The organism is Streptomyces sp. NPDC002835, assembly GCF_053591995.1.
In genome coordinates, this window is the sequence record NZ_JBSFUW010000031.1 from 35,844 (window position 1) to 56,188 (window position 20,345).

Here is a 20,345-nt window from a genome sequence, read left to right on the forward strand (position 1 = left end):
CGGTGGGGTTGGCTGCACCCGTACTTGGTCTCACGGGCCGTACCGGGAAATCCTTAGATCTCCTAACGGAGTGACACCCGGGGCCGGCCGCGCCGGCCCCGGCGGGGACGAGCCGCCGGCCGCCGCCCGGCGAGGGCGAGGGCGTCCGTGCTGCGGGCCTCGGCCAGGAGCGCCGCACGGAGCCGGGGCCGCGCACCGGCCTGATCGGGTGCGTCCGCCTTGTTCGATCCTGCTGCCGGCGTCGCCGACCCGGCTGATCTCGGCCACGTTGGCCGAGGTTCTCACATGCCCCGCGCATCGAACACGGCCGCGGTGGTTCCGGGCCGCGCCCGGGAGCAGCGTGCGCCCGGGTCGCCGGGCCAGGGCCCGTTCGGCCGCCTTGCCACGCGGTGAAGACCGATTCGAACAAAGCCGGGCGCGCATCGGAGGAGACATCGTCGCGATAAGGACGACGAGCATTCACGCGCCGTCCAACGACCGCCCGTGCGGGCAGTCGCGAAATCACCCCGAACCACCAACTAAATAGATCAGATGCCTGCTTGGACTTGGCGCGTCCAGCGCCTCCGCGGGCCTGCGCGGGCGCGGGCGGAGGGGAAAGTTCGGCATGTCGATCGAGTCCGTCCAGGCCACGTTGTCTTTACTCTCCTTGGCTGGATTCCATACGCAGGGGGCCGGTTGGCTCGGGTATCCTGCCACAGGATGATCGTTTGGATTCCTGTCGAAATTGGGCCTGATGGGGATTCGGCCCTTTTCGTTCCATATAGGGGGCGTCTTTGACTGACCAGTCGGGACCCGCAGGCACGAGCGGAGCTGTATTCGGCCGCGACGAAGAAATCGATGTGCTGTCCGCGCGGGCCGCGGCGGCGCGCGTGGGGCTCTCCGGAATCGTGGTCCTGACCGGACCGCCCGGTATCGGGAAGAGCAGCCTCGTCCACGCATTCCTCGGGGGCGACCGCGGCGGAACCCGCCCCGGACCACGGGGCATGCGGGCGCTGCACGGAACGTGCGGCGGCGCGGACACCGCCACCGCCCCGTACGAAGGCATCCGGGCGCTGCTGCGGCCGCTCGGCCTGGTGGGCGAGAGCGCCCCGGCTCACCCGCTGCTGCGTGGCACCGCCCGTCGGGCGTTGCCCGCGCTGATGCCCGGGACGGACCGCCCGCCCTTCGCCTTCGACGCCGACTACACGGTGCTCCAGGGGCTGTTCAGGCTCACCGTCAGCCTGGCCGCGCGCCACCCCCTCGCCCTCGTCCTGGACGACGCCCACCTGTGCGACGCGTACACCCTGCGCTGGCTCGACTTCCTGCTGCGCAGGGCGGACGGGCTGCCCCTGCTGCTGATCCTGGCCCGCGGCACCGAGGCCTCGACCGCCGACAGCACCCCGTGGGCGAGGTTCGCCGCCCACCCCTCGTGCACCACCGTGCCTCTGGGTCCGCTGAGCCCGGCCGCGGTCGGCGAGATGGCGCGCCGGGCCTTCGGCCGCCCGGTCGAGCCGCCGTTCGCGGACCGGGTCGCCGACGCCTGCGGCGGCAATCCGGGAAACGTTGTCCGGCTGCTGGCGGAGCTGCGGCGCGCGGGGGTCCGGCCCGACCTCGAAGGCGCCCGGTACGCCACTGAACTGAGCGGCCGCCTGAACGCGCTGTCGATCAGAGCCCTCTTCGAGAGAAGACCCGGCTGGGTGGAGGCCGTCGCCACGGCGATAGCGGTGCTCGGCGACGATCTGCCCGACCACGTCGCCGCGTTGGCCGGCGTCTCCACCGTCCAGGTCGAGGACGCCGTCTCCGTACTGCGCGAAACGGAGTTCCTGGCGCCCGGCCGCACCGACTTCACGAGCGACGGCGTACGCACCGCGGTGCTCGAACCGCTCGCCCCCGCCGCCCTCGCCCGGCTCCGGGCCCGGGCGGCCCAGCTCCTCAGCGACGCCGGCCGCCCGGCAGAAGAGGTCGCCGGACACCTGCTGGCGATCCCCGGAACCCCCCGGCCCTGGATGATCTCGCTGCTGACGGACGCCGCCGCCGGCGCCGAGAACCGCGGCGCCCCCACCGCCGCCGCGCGCTATCTGCGCCGCGTGCTCGACGCCACGCCCGAGGACCACACGTTACGGCTCCGGCTGGCCGGCCTCGTGGCCCACACCGACCCGGACGCCGCCCTCGCCCTGCTCCGCGACGCCCTCGACCAGGCACCCGACCTCCGGGCGCGTGCCGCGGCGGCCGTGCAGTACACCACCACCTGTTTGGCCGCCGGGCAGGGCGTTCCCCCCGGCCGGGCCCCCACCCGGGTGCTGGCCGAACTGCGCTCGGGGACCGGCCTCCAGGAGCCGGCCCTGGCCCTGGAATCGGCCCTGCTCCTGACAGGCTCGACCGGCCGTACGAGCACCACGGCGCAGCTCGGGGCTGACGACCGCACGCCCGGGCCCCGCCCGGCCGACACGGAGGCCGTGAGCGCCCTGGTCACCGCGCTCTACGACAACGCACGCGACACCGCGACCACGCACGCCCGCCGAGCACTGGACGCCCCAGGGCTCCGTGCCTCCTGGCCGGTGCTGGCGTCCTGCACGGTGCTCGCCCTCGCCGAAGAGAGCGGCGAAGCCCTCACCGTCCTGAACGACGCGGTGACCCAGGCCCAGACCCAGACGCCCCAGACCCAGACGACCCAGACCCGGACGCCCAGGACCCGGGCCGAGACCACGGCCCGCGTCGAGGAGCCGGAAGCCGGCTGGGCCGCAGCCCTCGTCCTGTCCGCCCGCGCGTTCGTGCTGCACGGCACCGGCGCCATCCACGAGGCGATGGCCGATGCCCGCGCGGCCCTCGCCGCGGCCGGTGGGGCGCCGCCGCGCCTGCACCTGCCCCGGCTGGTGCTCGCGGCGGCCCTCAGCGACAGCGGCGAGGCCGCCCGTGCCGAGGGCGTCCTCGCGGGGACCGCCCCGCAGTCGTCTACCGGACCCGTCATGGAACAGCACCTCTGCCTGATGGTCCACGCCCGTACCCGAAGCGCCCTCGGCGACCATGAAGGGGCGCTGCGCCTGCTGCTCGCCGCCGGCCGGGCACAGCGGGAAGCCGGCCTCGCCAACCCGGTGTTCGCCCCCTGGTGGGCCGAGGCATGCCACACCCTCGCCGCCCTGCGCCGGCCGCAGGATGCCCGCGGCCACGCGGAATACGGCGGTGAACTCGCCCGTCGCTGGGGCACCCCGCACGCCCTGGGCATCGCCGCCCTCGCCCGCGGTGTCATCACCCCCGGCCGGGCCGGCCTCGAACTGCTCGGGGAGGCCGCCGACGCACTGGCCGCCTCGCCCGCCCGTACCGAGTACGCGCGGGCCTCCTTCCTGCTCGGCCGCCGCCTGCTGGCCCAGGGGGACCGGGCCAAGGCCCGCCCGCAGCTGCGCTCCGCCGCCGACCTCGCCCACACCTGCGGGGCGCTGCCCCTCGCCCTCGGCGCGCGCCGGCTGCTCATCACCGCGGGCGGGCGCATGCCGGAGCTCACCGGTTCACGGGAGGACCTGCTCACCGAGGCCGAACGCAGGGTCGTCGGGCTGGTCCTGGACGGCGCCAGCAACCGGAACGCCGCCGAGTCCCTGTGCGTCACGCTGCGCACGGTCGAGACCCATCTGACCAGCGCCTACCGCAAGTTGGGGGTCCGGAGCCGCGCGGCGCTGGCCGCCGCCCTCCGTACCCCCGCCGTCCCCGCGTGGGGCGGCTGACCGGCATCGGCCCGCACGTCGGAACCGCAGGTCCGTCCCCCCACCAACGACCCCGGAACCCGGTCCCCTCCATGTCGCTCTCGGTCTTCCCGGACCTCCCGCTCCCCGCCGCCCCGCCGGAACCCGCCCCGCGCGGGGCCGACGGCCCGTTGTCGCATCACAGCCGTGAACAGGACACCCTGAGTCTGCTGCTCGACGGTCTCGCCGCCGGACGCTCCTGCGTCGTCACCCTCACCGGGCGCCCCGGCTACGGTCAGAACGCCCTGGCCCGCTGGTGTGCGCGGCTCGCCAGGGCCCGCGGCCTGCGGGTGCTCACTGCCCGGGCGGTTCCGTCCGAGCCCGGGATGCGCCACGGCGTGGCCGCCCAACTGCTCACCGGTCTCGACGCGTCCGTCCGCGCCGGGCCGGCTCCGGTGCTGCGCGCGGCCCGCCGGAACCCCCTCCTGCTGGTCCTCCAGGATGCCCAATGGGCCGACCCGGACTCGCTGCACTGGCTCCTGGCCCTGATACGACGCTCTGCCACCGCGCCCCTGGCCGTGCTGGCGAGCGGCAGCGACGCCGCCGTCCTCGGCCCCGGCTGGCGGGGCCTGGCCGCCGCCTCCCCCGACCCGGACAGCGCCTGCGAACTGGTGCTGGCCCCGCCGTCCTTCGCGGACGCCGTACGCACCGTACGCGCCGTGTGCGGGGTCGAGGGCGAATCGGAGTTCACCGCGGCCGCCCTGCGGACGTCGGCAGCGATCCCGGCCGTGCTCCACGCGGCGCTGAGGCAGTTCGCCCGGCGGGGGCACCTCCCGGTCGCCCCCCGCATCGCCGAACTCGAAGCCGTCGGCCGCGCGGCGCTGGACGACCACATCGGCCGGGTGCTGCGCGGGCTGCCGCCGGAGACCGTCGCCGCGCTGCGCGTCCTCGCCGTCGCCGGCCCGGTCCTCGACTTCCCGTCCGTCTGCGCCCTCGCAGGACTCGGCCACCTCGGCGAAGCCCGGCTGCGCGCCGTCCTGGACGCCACCGGCTTCGTCCGCACCACCCGCGCCGGCACCCGCATCGGCGCCGAGGCCGGCCTGCGCGTCCTGGCCGAGACGGAAGCGGCCGAACGGGCCGCCCTGCACGGCGCCGCGGCCCGGCTCGCCCGGCGCACCGGCGCCGCCGACCAGGAGGTCGGGGGACTGCTGCTGCACGCCCGTCCCCTCGGTGAGCCCTGGTCGGTTCCGGTACTGCGCCGTGCCGGCGTGGCGGCCCATCGGGAGGGCGACCACGCCCGGGCGGCCGCCTTCCTGGCCCGCGCCCTGCGCGAACCGCTCGACGAGGAGCCGTACGCCCGTACGACGCTCGACCTGGCCGCCGCCGAACTCGTCACCTCTCCACAGGCGGGCGTCCGCCGGCTCGGCGAGCTCATCCGGACCCGCGACAGCGGCCGCTCCGCCCTGCGGCTGCGCGCGCTGGACCTGGGGCTGTCCGCGGGGGACACCGACGGGATGCGCCGGGCCGCCGCGGAGGCCCGCCCGGTTGTCGCCGCGGAGGAACAGGAGGCCCTCGTCGCCCTGTTCTGGGCGGCCGACCCGGCCGACCGGGAACCCGCCGAACGCGTCGTTCCCCGGATGCCCCCGCTGCCCGCCCTCCCCGCCTCCCCCGTTCAGGCCGGGCCCCGTGCCTGGCAGCTCGCCCTGGCCGGTGAGGGCCTGGCCACGGTGCGGGACCTCGCCCGCACCGCCCTCGCCCGACCGGCGCGCGGCGCCCTGCTCATGCCCCGCCTCGCAGCCTGCGAGGCACTGTGCCTGACCGGGGACCACGAGGAGGCCGAGGCAGGCCTGAGCGCCCTGCTCACCTGCGTACAGGCCGACGGCCAATGGATAGCGGCCCCCCGGATCCTCGCCGCGCGTGCGGAACTCAACCTGCGCGGCGGCCTGCTCGCCGCGGCCGAACGGGACATCGCCGCCGCCGAACGCGCGCTGCCACGGCCCAGCACGCACCCCGCCGTGACGGCACAGCTACGGGCCATGCGCATCGCCGTCGACCTCGAACGCGGAGACACCGCACGGGCCGGGACACTCGCCGCCGAGCCGGTCCGGGAAGCCGCGCGCCGCAGCGCGTACTGGCCGCACCTGCTCTTCGCCCGGGCCATGGTCGCCGCCGCGGAGGACCCCGTCGACGCCGTGCACCTGCTGCGTGAATGCGGCCGCCTGCTGCTGCACCGCGGCCACGTCAACCCCGCGCTACTGCCCTGGCGTTCGGCCGCCGCGCGGATCCTGCGCTCGACCGGGCAGGAGGCCGAGGCGCACCGGCTGGGTGCGGAGGAGCTGCGGCTGGCCCGCAAATGGGGCGCGCCCGGTCCGGTCGGCTGGGCGGAGCTGAACGCCGGACCGCTGACCGCACACGACGGTCCGGCCCGCGCCCGGTACGCGGCAGGTCTTCTCGGCCGCGGCCCGGCGGGCCCCGCGTACCAGCGCGCGCTCGCCGACCTCGCCGCCGCGGAGCTCGCGGCGGGCGGCAGCCGGCACGCGGCGGCCGCGGCCGTCGCCGAACTCAGGGTGCTCACGGCCACCTACCCGCGCGGCCCGATGGCCCAGTGCGTCCGGCGGCTCGGCGCGGAACTCTCGCCCGCGCGGGGCCCCGACACCTCCCGGCCCGCCGTCTGGGCCGAGCTGTCGGAACGGGACGCCCGTACGGCGACGCTCGCCGCCCACGGGCACAGCAACACCCGGATCGCTGAACTTCTGTCCCTGTCGCGCCGTGCCGTTGAGCTCCGGCTGAGCCGGGTCTACCGGACCCTGCGGATCGCCGGCCGGGAAGAACTCCGCGTACTCGTACGCGACATGGAAGGACGGTGAGCCCATGCTGCTCGAACGGACAGCCGAGACGGCGTTGGTGCAGGAGGCCCTGCAGGCGGCCGCCGACGGCAGGTCTTCGCTCCTGCTGTTCGCCGGACCCCTCGGCATCGGCCGATCCGCCTGGCTGCGGGAACTGCCGCGACGGCTCGACGTCCAGAACGTGCGGGTCATGCGCGCCAACGCGGCGGTCATGGAACAGGACTTCGCCTTCGGCGTGGTGCGCCAGCTCTTCGACAGCCTGACCCTCGACGCCTCTGACGACCTCGGCGCCTCTGCTGGGTTCGCCGAGCGGGAAGGGGGAGCGGCCGTCTTCCCGCCCGATGAGGACACCGGAGCAGAAGACCTCCTGTCGGCCGGTGTGGACGACCCGTCGGCGCCCCTCGACGCGTTCCTGCCGGACCTGCGCGTCATGCTGACCCGGCTCGGCCGTGACCGGCCCCTGCTGATCCTCGTCGACGACGTCCAGTGGGCCGACACCCGGTCGCTGGGGCTCCTGTCCTACCTCGCGGGCCGCCCGCACGGCATGCGCGCCGTCCTCGTCTGCACCCTGCGCGACGGCGACCCGCGCGCCCGGCACCCGCTGGTGTGCGCGGTGACCGACGCCGCGACCCAAGTGACGCGACTGGCCCCGCTGTCCACCGAGGCGACCGGGCAGCTGGTGCGTGAACAGTTCGGGGAGAGCGGCGAGGAGGAATTCGTCCGGGCCTGCCACCGGGCGTCCGGCGGCAACCCGGTGTTCCTGCGCGCGCTGCTGCCGGCCCTGGAGGCCGCCGGGGCGCGGCCCGGCGCCGCACACGCTGCGGCCGTCGGCACGCTGCGGCCGGTGCCGCTGCGCGAACGGCTCGCCGACTGCCTGCGCGCGCAGACCGCGCCGGTCCGCGACCTGACCGCCGCGATAGCGGTCCTCGGCGGGCAGGAGACCCCCGGGCTCGCCGGACGACTGGCCGGCCTCGACGCGATCGGAGAGTCCGGCGCCCTGCGCGTCCTGTACCGGCTGGGACTGCTCGTGGCCGAAGGCGTCCCGGAATTCGTCCACCCGGTGGTCCAGGACGCGGCCGAGGCCGCCATGTCCATGGCCGAGCGTGGACGCTGGCACGAGCGGGCGGCCGCCTTGCTGCACGAGGCCGGACACCCCGCCGAAGAAGTCGCGGGCCAGATCATGTCGGCCGCCACCCCGGGCGACGGATGGTCCGCCGCCGTCCTGCGCACCGCGGCGGACGCGGCGCTGCGGCGGGGCGCCCCCCAGGAGGCCGCCCGCTTCCTGCGACGCACCCTGCTCGACAGCCCCGAACAAGGTGAGGACCGCGCGCGTCTGCTGATCGACCTGGCGGCGGCGGAGAGCGCCTACGACAGCGCCGCCTGTGAACGCCACACCGCCCAGGCGGTCGCCCTGCTGGACACCCCGCACGACCGGGCCGCGGCCGCACTGCGGATCTCGCCGGGCTTCCTCCGCACGGTCGGCCCCTCCGGCATGGAGATCCTCCGGCAGGCCGCCGCCGATCTCGGTTCCCCGGACCGGCTGACCGGCTCGGCACGCGGGCTGGCCCTGCGGCTGGAGGCCCGACTGCGGCACAGCGCCCGTCAGGAGCCCGCCGAACTCGCGGGGGCGGTGAAGTGGCTGCGTGAGCGGCCCGAGGAGCCGGCCGTCTGCTCCGGCGCCGACCGCGAGCTGCTCGCCGTACTGCTCTACGCGGCCACGCTCAGCGGCCGGCTGCCCGCGTACGAGGCCGCCCGGCAGGCCGCGCGGATCCTGGAGCGGGTGCCGGCCACCGGTTCCGGTTCCCCGTCCGTGCTGCCGCTGCTGGCAGCGGTGTTCACCGCCGCCGACCAGGTGGACGCACTGGCCGACTGGCTGGCGGCCCGCGAGCGGCACCAGCGGGCCGGCGGCGGACCGGATCCCCTGGTCCAGGTCGAACTCGCCACGGTCCTGCTGGCCCGGGGCCGGCCGGCACACGCGCGGGAGCACGCCGAACTGGCCTTCGAGCACGCCGTGAGCGTCCGGCACGGCGACACCGCCGCCGGCGCTGTCGGCGTGCTGGCCGCCGTCGCCCTGGAGACCGGGGACACGGCCCTCGGCCAGCGGGTGAGGACCGAGGCCGGTGGACAGCGGTCGGCGGGCAACCTGTTCTCCACCACCCTGCTGCGGCTGACGGAGGCGCAGTCGGAGGCCCAACGAGGCGAACCGGACCGGGCCCTGGACACCGTGCTCGCCTGCGGCCGCCAACTGGAGGCGGCCGGCTGGCGAAACCCGGTGCTGTTCCCGTGGCGGCCCTGGACGATCCGGCTTCTGCACCGTCGTGGCGAACTGGAATCCGCGCGGGCACTCGCCGAGGAGGAGTATGCCCAGGCCCGGATCTGGGGTGCGCCCGTCGCGATCGGACGCGCGCAACTGCTGCGCGGTGGCCTCCGCGGCGACAGTGAGGGCACAGCCCTGCTGCGCGACGCGGTGGACGTACTGCGCGGATCGGCCAACGAGCTGGAACTGGCCCGGGCGTTGCGGGCGTTGGCACGCGCGGTGCGCGAGGGCGCCGAGGCGCGGGAGCTGCAGTGCGAGTCGGCGGCGCTCGCGATGGCCTGCGGCGTGCCCTGGCAGGCCGAGCGGGACCGGCCCGGCACACCGGGACCGGCCGACGCCCGGCCGGAACCGACCCTCACGCCCACCGAGTCGAGGGTGGCGGTGCTGGCCGGCAGCGGCCTCACCAACCAGGCGATCGCGACGGAACTTGGGGTTGGTTCACGGGTGGTGGAAAAGCATCTGACGAACTCCTACAGAAAACTCGGGATATCGGGACGTCCGCAACTCCGGGCCCTGATGTCGGGCACGCGGACGATATCCACGCGCACTTGAGCAGAGCCCCCACTTCGGTACCGACGGGATGGTTCGGTGTCCTGCAAGCTCGCTTCGGTGGACCGACCGTCCCGCCGTGAGGTCCCCGTCATATGCCCTCCACCTGGCTGACCTGCGGCGCAGTGAGACCGCACCGTACCGAACCACCGAAGTGCAAGAGTCGTACCGAACCCTTGGACCCCATGACCACAGTGTTGATCCACGGTGCCGGGTCGGCGTTGACCGGCAGGAAGTCGACTGCTTAGTGTTGACAGCAGAGTTCAGTTCTGGCGGGTCTCTCCGATATCGGGACCGCATGGACTCACGGGGATTCCACTCAGTCGTTTTCGCAAAACCTCACGCCATGAAAGGACCGAGATATTCCATGGCGACTTCCGTAAGCGCGCTGCCAGATGTGGCGCAGACCGTGGTGCAGGGCTTCACCGCCGACCCGAAGGGTCCGGGGGACCCGCTGTTCAACCGGCCGGGCCTCACCATGGCCTGCCTCGACCGGAGCCTGACGGTGCAGCAGGCGAACCAGGAGTTCTTCGGACGGTTCGGCGGGGACTCGACCCAGCCCTGCGGCCGGCCGTTCGCCGATCTGGTGCATCCCAGCGCGCAACAGCCGCTGCTGCGGAAGTTCGCCGGGCTCACCGAGGGCAGACGTGACCGCTTCACCAGCGAGATGCTCGCGGTCGGGCCCGACGGCCAGGCCTTCACCGCCTCACTCTCGGCCTGCGCCGTGCGCAGCAGCACCCCGGACGTGTCGGCGATCTGGGTGATGATGACCTCGGACGAGGAGCCGGTGGACGCCGACGTCATGCCCAGCCGGAAGAAGATACTGAGCGAGATCGACGCCCGGATACTCGAAGGGATAGCGGCCGGCGTCTCGACCGTTCCGCTCGCCGCGCGTCTGTACCTCAGCCGGCAGGGTGTCGAGTACCACGTGACCTGTCTGTTCCGGAAGCTGCGGGTGCCCAACAGGGCGGCACTGGTGTCGCGCGCCTACTCCATGGGCGTGCTGAAGGTGGGTGTGTGGCCGCCCAAGGTGGTCGAGGACTTCGTCAGGTAGCCGATGCCGAGGAGTGCCGGGAGCAGCCGGAGCCCAAGGGCCCGGCCGCTCTGGCCGCCTCCTCCGCCGGAATCGCGAGGGCGGCCACCAGGAGCCCGCGGCTGACCAGCCAGCGCCCGTTCAGACGGTCGAGCGGCCGGCCAGACTGCCGCAACGGCGAGGGTACGAGGACCCGCGCGCAGTAGGTCGCGGCCGGGGCGTCGATCGTGATGCGCGCGTCCTCGAACTCCAGCCGGCGGGAGGTCGCCGGATACCACGCCTTGTACACGGTCTCCTTGAGGCTGAACAGCAGTCGGTCCCAGTGGACGTCCGGTGCGACGATGCCCAGCTCGCGTACCATCGCCCGCTCCTCGGGAAGCGCGATGCTCTCCAACACCCCTGCGGGCAGCGGGGCATGGGGCTCCGCGTCCACTCCGAGCATGCGCACGTCCGACCTGTGCGCCACGGCCGCCGCCCGGTACCCGTCGCAGTGCGTGATGCTCCCGACCACCCCCTCCGGCCAGCCGGGGGCATGGTGACGGCCGGGCAGTAACGGCGCCTCGGGGACGCGCAGTCCGGCCAGCGCCTGCCGCGCACACCACCGCCCGGTGGCGAACTCGCGCCGGCGGGCGCCGGTCGCGTGCCTCACAGCCACGGCCTCCAACGGGTGCAGGGCGGCGTGGGGCAGGTCACCGAAGGCGTCGACGCCCACCACGGACATGGGGAGAATGCGCTCGATCATGGGGAACCCGTCTCGGGAGGGGCGGCCACCGCGGGACCCGGTGGCGGCCAGAAGCGGGTGGCCCAGTCCGGGACGTCGGCCGTCGGCGCGGGCCCCGCCGGGGGCTGTGGCACGGCACCGGATTCGGGTGCCGACGCCAGGACGGAGTTCAACCGGTGCAGATCGCACACCCAGGCCAGCAGTCCGTGCACGCCCGTTCCCTCGACCGACGTCATGACATCGCCCCTCATCCGTTGCCGGGCTTCGAGGCTACGGACGAGCGGCTAGTGAAACTCGTAGGGACGTACCGATGCCCTGCGGTGTCATGCTGGGCGCATGGTCACACTGAACGGAAAGCCCGTATCCACGGACGACTTGCTTCCGCTGGCCCTCACCAACCTGGGCCACTTCACGTCCATGCGGGTCGACGCCGACGGCCGTGTCCGCGGCCTCGCCCTCCATCTGGAACGCCTCGTGAAGGACTGCGGAATCGTCTGGGGCACCGACCTGGACACCGGACGTGTCCGGGAGTACGTCCGGCAGGGCCTGGACGGGCGGAGCGGCCCGTGCACCGTGCGCGTCACGATCTACGACCCTCAGGTCGACCTGGGCCGCCCCGCGGACGCTGGCCGGCCGCACATCATGGTGTCCGTACGCGGCGCCGGAGCGATGCCGGCGGAACCACTGCGGGCGATGAGTGTGTCCTACGAACGCGACCTTCCCGAGGTCAAGCATGTCGGGCTCTTCGGGTCGCTGCACGCCCGCCGCACGGCCCAACTGGCCGGATTCGGCGACGCGTTGTTCGTCGGCCGTGACGGACTCGTCAGCGAGGGCAGCACCTGGAACGTGGGCTTCGTCGACGCCGCCGGGGCCGTGGTGTGGCCGCAGGCCCAGGTGCTGCCCGGCGTGACCATGGCCCTGCTCCAGCAGCACGCCGAGCACCGGGTCGCCGCGGTCACACTGAACGAGGCGAAGCGCATGGCGGCGGCGTTCGCGACGAACACGAGCATCGGCGTGCGATCCCTGGCGGCGATCGACGACACGGAACTCCCCAGGGAGCACCACGTGTTGACGCGCCTTCGCGAGACCTACCGGTCCGTCCCCGGCGAAGCCCCGTAGGACACGGTCCTCCGCTCACGCCGAGCGCGTGAGGTCCTCCGGGTGCACCGGGTCCGTGTACGGCAGTCCGCTCGCGTAGCGCTCCAGCTGGTCCAGCGCGGCGTTGGTCATCCGGCCGAGTTCGTTGCCGAGCGAACCCGCGATGTGCGGGGTGAGCAGGACGTTCGGGAGGTCGTACAGGGGCGAGTCGGGCGGCAGGATCTCGGGGTCGGTCACGTCCAGGACCGCGTTCAGCCGGCCCGAGCGCAGTTCCTCCGTCAGGGCCGCGGTGTCGACGAGGGAGCCGCGGGCGGTGTTGATCAGCGTCGCGCCGTCCTGGAGGAGGGCGAGGCGGCGGCGGTCGAAGAGGTGGTACGTCTCCGGGAGTTCGGGCGCGTGGACGGTCACGGTGTCGCTGTGCGCGGCGAGTTCGTCCAGAGGGACCGGGTGCGCGCCGAGGGCCCGAACCTCGTCGTCGTCGACGTACGGGTCGTGGAGCAGGACCCGCATGTCGTAGGGGCGCAGCAGTTCGACGACCCGGCGGCCGATGCGGGACGCACCGACGACGCCGACGGTGTGCTGGTGGTTTCCGCCGGCGCCGATGACGTCGAGGGCGTTCACCCACGTCCGCTTCTCGCGATACACGCGCGCGGCGTGCAGGACCTTCTTGCCGGAGAACAGGACGGCGGCGACCGTGTACTCCGCCACGGGCACGGCGTTGGCGGCGGCCGCCGAGGCGACGGTGATGCCGCGGTCCCAGCAGGCGTCCGTCACATGGTGCTTGACCGAGCCCGCCGCGTGGATCACCGTACGCAGCCGCGGCATGCGCTCCAGTGCCTCCGCGGTGAGGGGAGGGCAGCCCCAGCCGGTCAGCAGCACCTCCGCCTCGGCGAGGGCGGCGGCCACCGCCGGGGCGGTGAAGTCGCCGACGACGAGCGAGGGATCGGTGTCGGCGAGTGCCGCCAGCCGGTCGAGCGCCGCCCGGTCGAAGAGTGCTGCGTGGACGGGCGGTTTCATCGCCAGGACGGTGCGGGGGCGACGGACGGGCGTGGGGGTCACTTGACGGCTCCCGCGGTCAGGCCGGAACGCCAGTGGCGCTGCAGCAGAAGGAAGGCGACGGCGAGCGGAACGACGGACAGCAGGGAGCCCGTCACGACCAGCGCGTACAGCTGGGGCTCCTGCGGCAGGACGGCGTTCCAGCTGAACAGGCCGAGGCCCACCGGGTAGAGGGACGAGTCGTTCAGCATCACCAGGGGCAGGAAGAAGTTGTTCCAGCCGGCGGTGAACGTGAACAGGAAAATGGTCACGAAGGCCGGGGCCAGCATCGGCAGAGCCACGGAGCGGAACGCGCGCAGTTCACCGGCGCCGTCCATGCGCGCGGCCTCGATCGTCTCGTTGGGTACGTACGACTCGGCGAACACCCTGGCAAGGTACACGCCGAAGGGGTTGACCAGGCTCGGGATCAGCACCGACCAGTAGGTGTTGACGAGGCCGGCCTCGGAGGCGAGCAGGTACATCGGCAGGGAGACGACGGTGGGTGGCACGAGGATGCCGAGCAGGACCAGCCCGTACACCTTCTCGCGGCCGCGGAAGGAGTACGTCGCGAAGGCGTAGCCGGCCAGCAGTGAGATCAGCGTGGCGGCGAGCGCGCCGACCACCGAGTACAGCAGGCTGTTGACCATCCAGCGGCCGAACACGCCGTCGTGGTACGCGAAGAGATCGGCGATGTTGCCGAACAGGTTGAAGTCGCCGAGCCGGAAGCCGGGGCTGCCGAACAGGTCGCCGTTGTCCTTGGTGGCGTTGACCAGCAGCCAGCTGAGCGGCATCAGGGTGTACACGGCGACGATCGCCAGCACGGTGTTGACGACGGCCCGGGACGACCAGGACGACCTGAGTACGGGCTGCGGGCGTGGTGCCGCATCCGGGGCGGGCGACGCGGTGGGCTGCTTCGGGGGGAGCGTGTCGACGGCCATGGTCACGCCTCCTTCCAGCGGTTGCCGAGCTTGGTGATGACGAAGGACAGCACGGCGCCGAGCACGGCGAGCAGCAGGGAGGCCGCGGCGGCGAGGCCGTAGTCGTGCTCCGTGAAGGCGGCCTGGTAGATGAACATGACCGGGCTCCAGTCGGGCGAGATCGCGGACGACCGGCTGCGCAGCACTTCGGGCTCGTTGAACAGCTGGATCGCGCCGACGGCGGTGAACAGTGTGGTCAGCACGACCGAGGAACGGATCATCGGCATCTTCACGGACCAGGCGGTGCGCAGCTCGCCGGCCCCGTCGACCACGGCCGCCTCGAGCGTCTCGCGCGGCACGGCCTGGAGCGCGGCGTAGAAGATCACCATGTTGTAGCCGAGCCACTGCCAGGTGGCGGCGTTGGCCATGGCGAACACCACCGCGTCGGGACCGAGCAGGTCCCAGTCCGCGCCGAAGACGGACAGGAAGTCGATGACGGGGCTGAGCCCCGGGGTGTAGAGGAAGCCCCAGACGATCGCGGCGATCAGTCCCGGCACCGCGTGCGGCAGGAAGTAGGCCAGCTGGAAGAACCGCTTGGCGCGGGCCAGCGTCGAGTCGACCAGCAGGGCCAGGGCCAGCGCGCCGCCCACCATCACCGGGATGTAGACGAGGCAGTACAGGGCGATGTGCGTGAAGCTGCGGCGGAAGCCGTCGTCGCCCAGGGCACGCAGATAGTTGTCGATGCCCACGAAGAGCGTCTTCGTGCCGCCGAAACCGAGTCCGGAGGCCGCCTGCTCCCGGAACAGGCTCATCCAGACCGCGTAGCCGATCGGGGCGAGGAGGGTGGTGGCGAAGAGCAGCAGGAACGGGGCGAGGAAGAAGGCGGGTGCGGCGTGCCGTCCGCGGCTGAGCCGGGTCGATGCCATGGGTGGAGCTCCTTGGTGCCGGGCCCGGCTCCGCGCGGGGGAGCCGGGCTCTCGGGACGTGACGTCACTTGGCGAGCTTGAGCCCGCGGTCGGTGATCGACTTCTCGGCCGCGCGCTGTCCCGCCAGGAACGCCTGCCAGAACTCGCCGGTCTTCTGAGCCTTGCCGAGTTCGGTCTGCAGGGTCATCGAGGTCGAGTTGTGCACCGGGCTCCACATCCAGCCCTCGGCGATCAGGGGGACCTGGGAGCCGGCGGTCTCGTAGATGTCCTGGCCGCCGAAGAAGGAGGCGTCGAAGGACTCCCTGGCGGTGGCGCGCAGGTCCTCGGCGACGGGCAGGCCGCTGGAGGTGCCGGCCGCGAGACGGGACTTCACGGCTGCCTTGTCCGTGGTCGCCCAGATGGCGAACTCGGCGGCGGCCTCGGCCTTCTTCGTGTCCTTGGAGAGGGCGAACGACGAGCCGCCGACGGCGCCGGTGGCGGGCGTGCCCCAGTGCGGCAGCGGCGCCTCGGCCCACTTGCCGGCCTGCTCGGGGTAGGTGGTCCTGATGCCGCCGGCGCTCCAGGACGCGCCGAGCAGGGCGATGGCCCGGGAGTCGGTGACGGCCTTGGTGGCCTCGGGGCTCCACGCCTTGTGGTTGAGCACCAGGTCCGTCTTGACCAGGTTCTTCCAGTAGCCGGCGACCTTCTTGGTCGAGTCGTCGGTCATGTCGACCTTCCAGGCGTCCCCGAAGGAGCCGTACCAGCGGGCGCCGGCCTGCTGGGAGAGTCCGGCCCAGGTGGCGACGTCGTCGCCCCAGAAGTCCAGGATGCGGGCCTTGCCCTTGGAGGCGGTCTTCACCTTCTCCGCGGCGGCCTCGAACTCTTCCCAGGTCTTGGGCACCTCCACGCCGTACTTGGCGAACAGGTCTTTGCGGTAGTAGAAGGTCTGCGGCCCGACGTCGTAGGGCGCGGCCCAGGTCTTGTCCCCGAGGGTGACCATGCCGCGCACGGACTCGGGGGCGTAGCCCTCGACGGCCTCGCCGAGTTCCGCCGTGGAGTCACGGAGCAGGCCCTGGGTGACCAGGTCGGGCAGGGACTGGTACTCGACGTTGATGACGTCGGGGGCGTTGCCCGCCTTGACGGCCTTGGCGAGCTTGTCGTGGCCGCCGTTGAGGCCGGCCGGTATCTCGGAGAACGTGACCTTGATGTCCTTGTGGGTCCGGTTGAACTCGGCGGCCAGTTCCTTGGTCCCCGGCATCCAGGACCAGTAGGTGATCTCGACGGGCTTGTCGGCGGTGCCGGCGCCAGCCTCGCTCTGGTCCTGACCGCCGCAGGCGGTGGCGAGGAGGGCGAGGCATGCCGCCGTGGCGGCGAGAGCGGGGGAGGACGGCTTCATTGCTGACTCCTGGGGAGTTCGGTGCGAATTGACGCACATCTTTCGGCCAAGTGTGATCAGAGTCAATAGGAAGTGAACAATCAATCAGCGATGTGCGCCAAATGAACATCAGGATGTTCGTTTGGGCTGAGGTGGCGGGCGAAACGAACAAGCGTCAGCCGAGGTCGGGGGCGTCCCGCAGCTCCACGGCCGCCGGGACGGCGCCGAGGTCCGCGTCCAGCTCCAGCACCACGATCTCGTTGGCACCCGCGCGCAGCAGCGGCCACGGCAGGTAGAGCGTCCGCTGAGGGCCGCGCGAGGCCCAGTAGCGGCCCAGGCAGAAGCCGTTGACCCACACGTACCCCTTGCCGCCGCCGGGCAGCGCCAGATATGCGTCGCCGGGCTCGGCCACCTCGAGGTGACCGCGCAGGAACAGCGGGCCCCGCTCGGCCGACGCGCCGGCGTCCCAGCGCAGCTTCCCCGGCGTCCCGTGCCCCAGCTCCACCGCGCGGGCCCGCCAGCCGTGCAGGATCTGCTGCGTGTGCAGCACCCGCCGCACGCCCTTGCTCTCACCGAGGCCGGCCCCGTAGTTGATCCGCCCCATCGACTCCACGAGCAGCTCCAGACGGGCCCCGTCGGACGGCACGGGCACGTCCGGAACCCTCTCGTCCGCGTCCCGCTCCAGGACGGCGGCGAAGGCCCCGTCGACGTAGACGTGCGCCCGGTCGGCGAGACCCTGCACGGACAGCGGATACGGCTGCCGGGGCCCCGGGACCCGCCCGCTGTACAGCACTAGTCCGTGGCCGACGTCCAGATCCTCGAAGGACGGCGGCAGCGGCGCCTCGGCCTCCGGGCCCGCCAGGGCGTCCAGCGCGTCGAACAGCCGCAGCGACTCCGTCAGCCCGGCCCGCCCGGCCGGGAGCAGCGGCGCGGGCGGCTCCGGCTCCGGCAGCGGGCCGTCCGCGTACGGCTCCAGCACCTTGCGGAAGGCGTGGAACTTCTCGGTGACGCCGCCCCGTTCGTCGATCGGCGCGTCGTAGTCGTAGGAGGTGACCGTCGGCAGATAGCGCTCACCGGTCGCCGGGTCCGCGGTGTTGGCGCCCGCCCACGTCGAGAAGTTGGTGCCGCCGTGCGCCATGTAGATGTTGACGGACGCCCCGGAGCCCAGAATCTCCGCCATCGTGTCCGCGGCGTCCTCGGGGTCCCGGACGACATGGTCGGCGCCCCAGTGGTCGAACCAGCCGCACCAGAACTCCATGCACATAGCGGGATCGTCGGGCCGCAGCCGGGCGAGCGAGGCGAACGCCTCACCGGCGCGGCTGCCGAAGTTCACCGTCGCCAGGCTCCCGGGCAGCGTCCCGCCGGTCAGGAAGAAGTCGTCCGGACCGTCCGAGGTGAACAGCGGTACGTCGATCCCGCGCGAGCGCAGCCCGCCGGCCAGGTGCTCCAGATGGCCGGTGTCGGTGCCGAACGAGCCGTACTCGTTCTCCACCTGCACCATCAGTACATTGCCGCCCCGGGTGACCTGGTGCGGGGCGATGACGGGCACGAGCCGGTCGAACCAGCGGTCCACGTGCGCCAGATAGCCCGTGTCCCGGCAGCGCAGCGCCCGCACCTCCGGGTCGGCGGCCAGCCACCACGGCAGCCCGCCGTTGTCCCACTCGGCACAGATGTACGGCGACGGACGCACGATCGCGTGCAGGCCCGCCTCCCGCGTGGCGTGCAGGAATCGGTCCAGGTCGGCGATGCCCGCGAAGTCGTACGTGCCGGGGCGCGGCTCGTGCAGGTTCCACGGCACGTACGTCTCGACCGTGTTCAGGCCCATGGCGCGCAGCATCCGCAGCCGGTGCGGCCACTGCTCCGGCAGCACGCGGAAGTAGTGCAGCGCGCCCGAGAGCAGACGCAGCGGACGGCCGTCGAGGGAGAAACCCCCGGGTGCGATCTCGAACATGAGGGTTCTCCAGTCGTGCGGGGTCGGACTAGGCGCTCGAGGAGCGCACGTGCAGTTCCGGCAGGATCGCGATCCGGTGCCGGGGACGGGACGGATCGGCGATCCGCCGGGCGAGCAGGTCGACGGCGGCGACGCCCACCGCGTGCTTCGGCGGGGCGATCGCGGTCAGCGGGATGTCGGCGAGGGCGGCGACCTCGTCGTCGTAGGCGACGACGGCGACGTCACCGGGGACGTCGACGCCGCGGGCCCGCAGCCGCTGGAGGACGACGATCGCGTCGTGGTCGTTGTGCACGACCGCCGCGTCGAGCCGACCCTCGGCGACCGCCTCGGTGAACGCGGCGAGCACCCGCTCCCGCTCCGCGGCGTCACCCCCCGGCGGCGGCAGCCGGAACAACGCCTCGTCGGCGGCGGGCAGCCCGGCGGCGGTCAGGCCGCCGCGATAGCCCTCCAGGACGAGCGCGCCGTGCGGGCTGTCCTCGCGCAGCAGCAGCCCGATCCGCTTCCGGTCCGCCTCGACGAGGTGCCGTACGGCGATCCGGGCGCCGTGGACGTGATCGGTCACCACGCGCTCGGCGCCCGTGGCGTCGTCCTCGGGACGCCGCTCCACCAGCACGTACGGCACGTCGAGCTCGGCCGGCCAGCTCCGCGCCTGCGCCGGGCCGCACGGGGTGATCAGCAGGCCGTCGATGCCGTCGGCGAGCATCTGCAGGGCCTGCGCCCGTTCCTCGTCGGGGTTGTACTGCGAGATGCCCAGCACGAGACGGATGCCGCGCTCGGCGGCCGCCTCCCGGGCTCCCTTGATCACCTCGGGGTAGTAGTAGTCGGCGGCCGGCACGATCAGGCCGAACACCCGCTCGCCGCCGTTCCGCGACGGCAGGTCCGGCGCGTCCGGAGCCCCGGCCCCCGCGGCCTGTGGCAGCACGGCCCCGCCGTGCACGCGCTCCACGAGCCCGCGTTCGGCCAGCGCCTCCACGTCGCGGCGCACGGTGATGGGGGAGACGTTCAGCTCCGCGGCCACCTCCGTGACCCGGATCGAGCCGCGCTCACGCAGCCGCCGCAGTATCTCCTGGTGCCTTTCCTCGGCGTGCACGTGACCGGGTCCCCTCGTCATCCGTTGGTCCACTGAGCTGCAGTCTAGCGCCCACGCGATCGCTTGTGAACGTTTTTGCTCGAATGAACATAAGGGGGGTGAGGAGGTCAGGCCGGACCGGGTGTCTCAGTCGACGTCCCCGCGTGCGTTGCCCAAAATCGGATCGTCGACCCAGTTGGTCGAGGAGACGCCGGATATGGTCGAGCCGTACGTGCCCCAGCGGGGCTTGTTGCCCAGGTCGTCCCAGGTCCGCATCCCGGTCCTGCGGGCGATGCGGCTGCCGTCCAGCCAGACCTCGGCCGTGCCGGCGCCGACGGAGCTGGTGGTGATGCCGAGCTGGACGGAGTGCCAGGACTCGGGGGCCCACGGAGCGCTCCCGATGGAGATCCACCGTTCATCCGGCGCGACGTACCAGACCTTCAGCCGGCTGTCCTCGACCTTCATGATCACGGGGTAGTTCTGCTGGTTCTGGTCGTTGGTGCCGTTGGACTTCCACTGGAAGACGGTCTGGGCGTTGCCGGTTTTCGTCATGGAGCCCCAGCCGAACCAGAGCGTCGCGTTGTTCCGCAGCAGTTCGGGCCTGTTGATGCTGTGGGCTTCGCAGCGTTCGGAACCGGCGGGCTTCAGGAACTCGAAGAAGTCGCCGTGCGCGTCGCCCCAGTTCTTGACGCTCACGCCGCCCGGCGAGGGGCACAGCACGGTCTCGAACACTCCGGGGCCCTTGGCGGCGTCCCCGTCCCAGAGGACGGCGGCACAGGCGTCCGTCGCCATGACCAGCGTCATCGCGGCGGTCCCGGCGGCCAGGCTCAGGGCGGTGCGGGACATGTGGAACGTGTGCATCCGTGTGGGAGGCAT

General features: G+C 72.9%; 14 protein-coding genes. 5 read left to right on the forward strand and 9 right to left on the reverse strand.

Annotated features, from left to right (window positions below; genetic code table 11):
* Positions 1-773 precede the first annotated feature (773 nt).
* The 4 genes from ACWD01_RS27470 (at position 774) to ACWD01_RS27485 (ending at position 10,419) form a co-directional block, all read left to right on the forward strand.
* A complete protein-coding gene (locus ACWD01_RS27470) occupies positions 774-3,695 on the forward strand; it encodes an AAA family ATPase (RefSeq protein ID WP_451165476.1) in 2,922 nt (973 codons plus the stop codon).
* A 71-nt stretch (positions 3,696-3,766) separates the two neighbouring features.
* Positions 3,767-6,520, forward strand: a complete 2,754-nt coding sequence (locus ACWD01_RS27475; protein ID WP_451165477.1) for a LuxR C-terminal-related transcriptional regulator — start codon at positions 3,767-3,769, stop codon at positions 6,518-6,520.
* A 4-nt stretch (positions 6,521-6,524) separates the two neighbouring features.
* Complete coding sequence (locus ACWD01_RS27480; protein WP_451165478.1) at positions 6,525-9,368, forward strand: helix-turn-helix transcriptional regulator; 2,844 nt, start codon at positions 6,525-6,527, stop codon at positions 9,366-9,368.
* 364 nt (positions 9,369-9,732) lie between these two features.
* A complete protein-coding gene (locus tag ACWD01_RS27485; protein WP_451165479.1) occupies positions 9,733-10,419 on the forward strand; it encodes a LuxR C-terminal-related transcriptional regulator in 687 nt (228 codons plus the stop codon).
* On the opposite strand, the gene ACWD01_RS27490 is transcribed toward ACWD01_RS27485, so the two are convergent.
* Positions 10,412-11,140 (reverse strand): 4'-phosphopantetheinyl transferase family protein, encoded by a 729-nt coding sequence (locus ACWD01_RS27490; RefSeq protein ID WP_451165480.1) that lies wholly within the window; start codon positions 11,138-11,140, stop codon positions 10,412-10,414. The two genes, ACWD01_RS27485 and ACWD01_RS27490, sit on opposite strands and share 8 nt — an antisense overlap.
* Positions 11,137-11,355, reverse strand: a complete 219-nt coding sequence (locus tag ACWD01_RS27495) for a hypothetical protein (RefSeq protein ID WP_451165481.1) — start codon at positions 11,353-11,355, stop codon at positions 11,137-11,139. Before ACWD01_RS27495 ends, ACWD01_RS27490 begins: the two co-directional genes overlap by 4 nt.
* A 100-nt stretch (positions 11,356-11,455) precedes the next feature.
* Here ACWD01_RS27495 and ACWD01_RS27500 point away from each other — a divergent pair, with 100 nt between their 5' ends.
* The gene (locus ACWD01_RS27500) at positions 11,456-12,238 is read left to right on the forward strand and encodes an aminotransferase class IV family protein (RefSeq protein WP_451165482.1); all 783 of its coding nucleotides are present in this window, start codon (positions 11,456-11,458) and stop codon (positions 12,236-12,238) included.
* A gap of 15 nt (positions 12,239-12,253) precedes the next feature.
* Here ACWD01_RS27500 and ACWD01_RS27505 read toward each other — a convergent pair whose 3' ends face one another.
* The 7 genes from ACWD01_RS27505 to ACWD01_RS27535 all read right to left on the reverse strand — a co-directional run bounded on the left by ACWD01_RS27505 (position 12,254) and on the right by ACWD01_RS27535 (position 20,345).
* Positions 12,254-13,234, reverse strand: coding sequence for a hydroxyacid dehydrogenase (locus ACWD01_RS27505; protein WP_451165525.1), 981 nt, complete (start codon positions 13,232-13,234; stop codon positions 12,254-12,256).
* Positions 13,235-13,272: 38 nt separating this feature from the next.
* Complete coding sequence (locus tag ACWD01_RS27510) at positions 13,273-14,190, reverse strand: carbohydrate ABC transporter permease (protein ID WP_451165483.1); 918 nt, start codon at positions 14,188-14,190, stop codon at positions 13,273-13,275.
* 2 nt (positions 14,191-14,192) lie between these two features.
* Positions 14,193-15,095: a carbohydrate ABC transporter permease gene (locus ACWD01_RS27515; protein WP_451165484.1), complete on the reverse strand. Its 903-nt coding sequence runs from the start codon at positions 15,093-15,095 to the stop codon at positions 14,193-14,195.
* A gap of 64 nt (positions 15,096-15,159) precedes the next feature.
* Positions 15,160-16,470, reverse strand: coding sequence for an ABC transporter substrate-binding protein (locus tag ACWD01_RS27520; protein ID WP_451165485.1), 1,311 nt, complete (start codon positions 16,468-16,470; stop codon positions 15,160-15,162).
* A gap of 154 nt (positions 16,471-16,624) precedes the next feature.
* Positions 16,625-18,400: a beta-galactosidase gene (locus tag ACWD01_RS27525; protein ID WP_451165486.1), complete on the reverse strand. Its 1,776-nt coding sequence runs from the start codon at positions 18,398-18,400 to the stop codon at positions 16,625-16,627.
* 28 nt (positions 18,401-18,428) lie between these two features.
* Positions 18,429-19,490: a substrate-binding domain-containing protein gene (locus tag ACWD01_RS27530; RefSeq protein WP_451165487.1), complete on the reverse strand. Its 1,062-nt coding sequence runs from the start codon at positions 19,488-19,490 to the stop codon at positions 18,429-18,431.
* Positions 19,491-19,616: 126 nt separating this feature from the next.
* Entirely contained in the window at positions 19,617-20,345 is a 729-nt protein-coding gene (locus tag ACWD01_RS27535) for a heparin lyase I family protein (protein ID WP_451165488.1), read from the reverse strand.

Bases quoted from the DNA above. Each gene is read 5' to 3' on its own strand.
- ACWD01_RS27475 (WP_451165477.1), top strand. From the start codon at position 3,767: ATGTCGCTCTCGGTCTTCCCGGACCTCCCGCTCCCCGCCGCCCCGCCG.
- ACWD01_RS27480 (WP_451165478.1), top strand. From the start codon at position 6,525: ATGCTGCTCGAACGGACAGCCGAGACGGCGTTGGTGCAGGAGGCCCTG.
- ACWD01_RS27485 (WP_451165479.1), top strand. From the start codon at position 9,733: ATGGCGACTTCCGTAAGCGCGCTGCCAGATGTGGCGCAGACCGTGGTG.
- ACWD01_RS27490 (WP_451165480.1), bottom strand. From the start codon at position 11,140: ATGATCGAGCGCATTCTCCCCATGTCCGTGGTGGGCGTCGACGCCTTC.
- ACWD01_RS27495 (WP_451165481.1), bottom strand. From the start codon at position 11,355: ATGACGTCGGTCGAGGGAACGGGCGTGCACGGACTGCTGGCCTGGGTG.
- ACWD01_RS27500 (WP_451165482.1), top strand. From the start codon at position 11,456: ATGGTCACACTGAACGGAAAGCCCGTATCCACGGACGACTTGCTTCCG.
- ACWD01_RS27505 (WP_451165525.1), bottom strand. From the start codon at position 13,234: ATGAAACCGCCCGTCCACGCAGCACTCTTCGACCGGGCGGCGCTCGAC.
- ACWD01_RS27510 (WP_451165483.1), bottom strand. From the start codon at position 14,190: ATGGCCGTCGACACGCTCCCCCCGAAGCAGCCCACCGCGTCGCCCGCC.
- ACWD01_RS27515 (WP_451165484.1), bottom strand. From the start codon at position 15,095: ATGGCATCGACCCGGCTCAGCCGCGGACGGCACGCCGCACCCGCCTTC.
- ACWD01_RS27520 (WP_451165485.1), bottom strand. From the start codon at position 16,470: ATGAAGCCGTCCTCCCCCGCTCTCGCCGCCACGGCGGCATGCCTCGCC.
- ACWD01_RS27525 (WP_451165486.1), bottom strand. From the start codon at position 18,400: ATGTTCGAGATCGCACCCGGGGGTTTCTCCCTCGACGGCCGTCCGCTG.
- ACWD01_RS27535 (WP_451165488.1), bottom strand. From the start codon at position 20,345: ATGCCTCCCACACGGATGCACACGTTCCACATGTCCCGCACCGCCCTG.